Annotated in this window: 6 protein-coding genes; all 6 read left to right on the top strand. The window is 65.1% G+C overall.

What is annotated here, in order from left to right:
* Positions 1-543 (top strand): hydratase (locus EOC06_RS40435; protein ID WP_164898883.1); only part of this gene is annotated, 543 nt, incomplete at its 5' end.
* 49 nt (positions 544-592) lie between these two features.
* On the top strand, positions 593-1,648 hold the full coding sequence (locus EOC06_RS33325) for an amidohydrolase (RefSeq protein WP_024504875.1): 1,056 nt from the start codon (positions 593-595) through the stop codon (positions 1,646-1,648).
* A 174-nt stretch (positions 1,649-1,822) separates the two neighbouring features.
* Entirely contained in the window at positions 1,823-2,494 is a 672-nt protein-coding gene (locus EOC06_RS33320; RefSeq protein WP_024504874.1) for an amino acid ABC transporter permease, read from the top strand.
* 10 nt (positions 2,495-2,504) lie between these two features.
* Positions 2,505-3,161, top strand: a complete 657-nt coding sequence (locus EOC06_RS33315; protein ID WP_024504873.1) for an amino acid ABC transporter permease — start codon at positions 2,505-2,507, stop codon at positions 3,159-3,161.
* A gap of 63 nt (positions 3,162-3,224) precedes the next feature.
* Entirely contained in the window at positions 3,225-4,028 is an 804-nt protein-coding gene (locus EOC06_RS33310; protein WP_127268071.1) for a transporter substrate-binding domain-containing protein, read from the top strand.
* A 79-nt stretch (positions 4,029-4,107) separates the two neighbouring features.
* Positions 4,108-4,388, top strand: a 281-nt coding sequence (locus tag EOC06_RS33305) for an ATP-binding cassette domain-containing protein (RefSeq protein ID WP_164898884.1), incomplete at its 3' end; no start/stop codon positions are given.

Raw genomic sequence — 4,388 nt, 5'->3', positions numbered from 1 at the left:
ATCTTCGGGCGCATCCTGGCGCCGCGCCGCCACGTCAGTGGCGAAGACGTCATCGTGCCCCGCGATGCCAGCGTCACTATCGAACTGGAGATCGCGCTCGTGCTGGCGTGTGACGCCGGACCCGTCGTCACCCCAGACCTGATCGAATCCGCGCATATCGGCTTCGAAATCGTCTCCTCGCGCCTTCCCGACCGCCAGCGCATCGGCGTACCGGCCACGATCGCCGACAATTGCGTGTCGCATGCGGTGGTCCTGGGCCAAACCGTCGATCTTGACGCGATCGGCGACATCGCCGCACATGCCGGCGTCACGGTCGACGGCCATTTGCGCGCCCGCGGCCTGCGCGGCGACGATCTGCCCGATACGCTCGCGGTGCTCGGCCACCTGATCGCGCATCTGCGCGAACGGGGACAGGTCCGGAGGTGTAGCGGCGTGGTCTTCACCGGTACGCTGACGCAACCGTTCGACGTCGCGGCGCCGTGCGAACTCGCCGTCACCGGCACGGGATCGGCATTGCGTTGCCGGCTTGTGCCCGCTCCGTGAGGCCGCCGGCTTCACGGTCCACGGACAAAAAATGAGACAGGGAATACCGATGCGTTCGTCCAGACTGCCCACCCGATACGGCCGTATTTTCCCGCCGGACGAAGCCTGGCTGGCGACGGCAGAGCCGGAGGTCATTCTCGACCCCGAATTGGAGATCATCGACACCCATCATCATCTCTGGGACCTTCGCACCACCAGCGGCCACCGCTACATGCTCGACGAGTTCCTCGCCGATGCCAACAGTGGCCACACGGTCGTCGCCACCGTTCACATGAACGCTTACGAATGGGATCGCGCCTTCGGCCCGAAGGAGATGCAGCCCGTCGGTGAGACCGAGGTCGCCGCCGGCATCGCCGCCATGTGCGACAATGGCATCTACGGGCCGATCCGTGTTGCGGCCGGCATCGTCGGCTTCGCCGACCTGATGCTCGGCGACGGCGTCGCGCCGGTCCTGGAGGCGCATGTACGGGCCGGCGGCGGTCGTTTCCGAGGCATCCGCCACTCAGGCGGGTGGGACGCCGACCCGATCATCGGCAACAGCTTTCCGGGCATCGCGCCCGGGCTTTACGGGCAGCCGCATTTCCGCGCCGGATTTGCCCGGCTCGTCGCCATGGGCCTATCCTTCGACGCCTGGCTCTACCATCCCCAGCTCGCCGACGTCACCGACCTCGCGCGCGCCTTTCCGGAGGCCAGCATCGTCATGGGCCATTGCGGCTGCCCGCTCGGCTACGGCCCCTATGCCGGCCGCAAGGACGAGGTCTTCGCCGCCTGGAAGGCGTCGATGGCCGAACTCGCCACCTGCCCGAACGTCTCGATCAAGCTCGGCGGCATGATGATGCGGCTTGCCGCCTACGACTACAACACCCGGCCCGCGCCGCCGACCTCGGCCGAACTCGCCTCCATGTGGGGTCCCTACATCGAGACCTGCATCGAACTCTTCGGAGCCGACCGCGCCATGTTCGAGAGCAACTTCCCGGTCGACCGGATGGGCATCGGCTATGCCGCCCTTTGGAACGCCTTCAAGCGCATCGTTTCCGGCGCATCCGACGGCGTGAAACGCGGGCTGTTTGCCGGCACCGCGAGGCGCGTCTACCGGCTGGATTGAACCGCCGCGCGGGCGGCGCCAGCCAACACATTTGGCGAGGTGGGGGGAACCGAACCGATAATATCTCTGCATCGCGCCGCCGGCTTAAGCTTCCCCGATAGGGAGGCGCGCGCGGTCGGCGGATCGGAGCGTGGCGGGCAGGCATTTCTGGAGCAGCCGGAAGTTAGGGAGGTCATGCAGTATCAGCTCCTATTCGCGCCCGTGTTCGCGAACATGGACCATCTTCTAACGGGCGCGTGGATCACCATCCAGCTCTCGTTCGTTGCCATGATTCTCGGCCTGATCGTCGGCGTCGTGCTGGCCTTTGCCAAGACCGGCGGGCCGCCCCCGCTGCGCTGGCTGATCGACGCCTATATCGAGCTCGTCCGTAACACACCCTTCCTGGCGCAGATCTACTTCATTTATTTCGCGCTGCCGGAATTCGGCATCCGCATGACGCCGAACACCGCCGCCATCGTGGCGCTGGTGGTCAATGTCGGCGCCTTCGCCACCGAAATCATCCGGGCCGGCATCGAATCCATCGCCAAGGGCCAGGTCGAGGCCGGCGTCGCGCTCGGGCTCAACCGCCTGCAGATCTTCCGCTACATCATCCTGAAGCAGGCGGTGCGTACCATCTACCCGGCGCTGACCAGCCAGTTCGTCTACCTGATGCTGTCGACCAGCGTCGTCTCGGTGATCTCGGCGACGGACCTGGCCGCCGCCGGCAACGACATCCAGCAGCGAACCTTCACCGCCTTCGAGGTCTATCTTGTCATCACCGGCATGTACCTCGTCATGTCGCTCGGCTTCTCCGGCCTGTTCCGCCTGATCCAGCGCCTCGCCTTTAACTATCCCTTAAGCCGGTAGGAGCGAGGTCATGATCCGCCCCTTCGGCATACAGGAATTCTGGTTCATCATTCTGGCTGTCCAGTGGACCATCGCGCTTTCGGCCGCCGCCTTTGCCGGCGGCGCCGTCGGCGGACTCGTGGTGGCGCTGGCGCGGGTGTCGAAATACCGGCTGCTCTGCCTGCCGGCGCTCGGCTTCATTCGCCTGTTCCAGGGCACGCCGCTCTTGATGCAGCTCTTCCTCACCTATTTCGGCCTGCAGATCATCGGCTTCGGCGTCAGCCCCTGGGTGGCGGCCGCACTGGCGCTTACCGTGCACGCCGCCGCCTTTCTCGGCGAGATCTGGCGCGGCTGCATCCAGGCGGTGCCGGAAGGCCAGAGCGAGGCGAGCTGGGCGCTTGGCCTGTCCTATTTCGATCGGATGAAATCGGTGATCCTGCCGCAGGCCGCGCGCATCGCCTTGGCGCCGACCGTCGGCTTCCTCGTCCAGCTGATCAAGGGCACGTCGCTCGCCTCGATCATCGGCTTCGTCGAGCTGATGCGCGCCGCGCAGATCATGAACAACGCGACCTACTCGCCGCTCAAGGTCTACGGGCTGGTGACCATCATCTACTTCTGCCTGTGCTGGCCGCTTTCGGTCTACGCCCGGCGCATGGAAGGGCATTACGCCGCTCTGGCGACACGCTGACGTCTCGAATTGTCCGGACCCTCGATGTCGGGGATGCATTTTTTGAAAGGGAGGATACACCTGATGACACTCTGGAAAAATGCTCTGACGTTCGTCGCGAGCGTCGCGGTCGCGGCGGCCGTCACCGTGATGCCGGCTTCAGCCCTGACCTTGAAGGAAATCAAGGACAAAGGCACGATCACCGTCGGCTCGCTGGTCGATTACCCACCCTTCGGCCTGCTCGATTCCAACGGCCAGGCCGTCGGCTACGATCCCGATCTCGCCAAGGAGTTCGCCGACAGCATCGGCGTCAAGCTGACCATCCTGCCGGTGACCTCGGCCAACCGCATCCAGTACCTGCTGTCGGGCCAGGCCGACGTGCTGTTTGCCACGCTCGGCATCACCGAGGAACGCCTCAAGGTTGTCAACTTCTCGGTGCCCTATGCCGGTCTCGAGCAGTTCGTCTATGGCGACAAGGATATCGCCATCACCGACAAGGCGGGCCTCGCGGGCCAGACGATCGGCGTCACCCGCGGCACCACGCAGGACACCGCCGTGACGGCAATCGCCGCGGCCGACACCAACGTCCAGCGCTACGACGACGACGCCTCCTCCGCGCAGGCACTGATCTCCGGCCAGGTGCCGCTGCTCGGCGTTGCCGACATCGCGATCGGCCAGATCGAAAAGACGGCGCCGGACCGCTTCACCAAGAAGTTCCTGCTGCGCCAGCAGGCGCAGGGTATCGTCGTGCGCAAGGACTCGCCCGAGCTGCTTGCCGCCGTCAACGACTTCCTGAACGGGAAGAAGAAGGACGGAAGCCTGGGCAAGCTGCACGAGCAATGGATGAAGGCGCCGTTGCCGGACTTCATCGAAAACGCCGAGAAGTAGGTTCAGGCACGGCCGGCCGCAGGGAGATGTCCACGTGAGTTCAGAACAGGCGAACGCAACCGTCTCGCTCGCGGTGAGCATGGAAAACGTCGAGAAATACTACGGCGCTTTCCATGCGCTGAAGGCCGTCAACCTGACGGTCCGCACAGGCGAGCGAATCGTCCTTTGCGGCCCGTCCGGCTCGGGCAAGTCGACGCTCATCCGCTGCATCAACCAGCTCGAGCAGGTCCGCAGCGGCAGGATCGTCGTCGACGGCATCGAACTCACCGCGGGGCCGAAGAACGTCGAGGCGGTGCGCCGCAACGTCGGCATGGTGTTCCAGCAGTTCAACCTGTTCCCGCACATGACGGTGCTCGAAAA

The organism is Mesorhizobium sp. M7A.F.Ca.MR.362.00.0.0 (assembly GCF_004023175.1).
GTDB lineage: Bacteria > Pseudomonadota > Alphaproteobacteria > Rhizobiales > Rhizobiaceae > Mesorhizobium.
Note: the sequence above shows the minus strand (reverse complement) of the source record. Positions and strands in the feature narration are given on the sequence as shown.

Coding starts and splice junctions, on each gene's coding strand:
- EOC06_RS33310 (WP_127268071.1), top strand. CDS start 3,225: ATGACACTCTGGAAAAATGCTCTGACGTTCGTCGCGAGCGTCGCGGTC.
- EOC06_RS33325 (WP_024504875.1), top strand. CDS start 593: ATGCGTTCGTCCAGACTGCCCACCCGATACGGCCGTATTTTCCCGCCG.
- EOC06_RS33315 (WP_024504873.1), top strand. CDS start 2,505: ATGATCCGCCCCTTCGGCATACAGGAATTCTGGTTCATCATTCTGGCT.
- EOC06_RS33320 (WP_024504874.1), top strand. CDS start 1,823: ATGCAGTATCAGCTCCTATTCGCGCCCGTGTTCGCGAACATGGACCAT.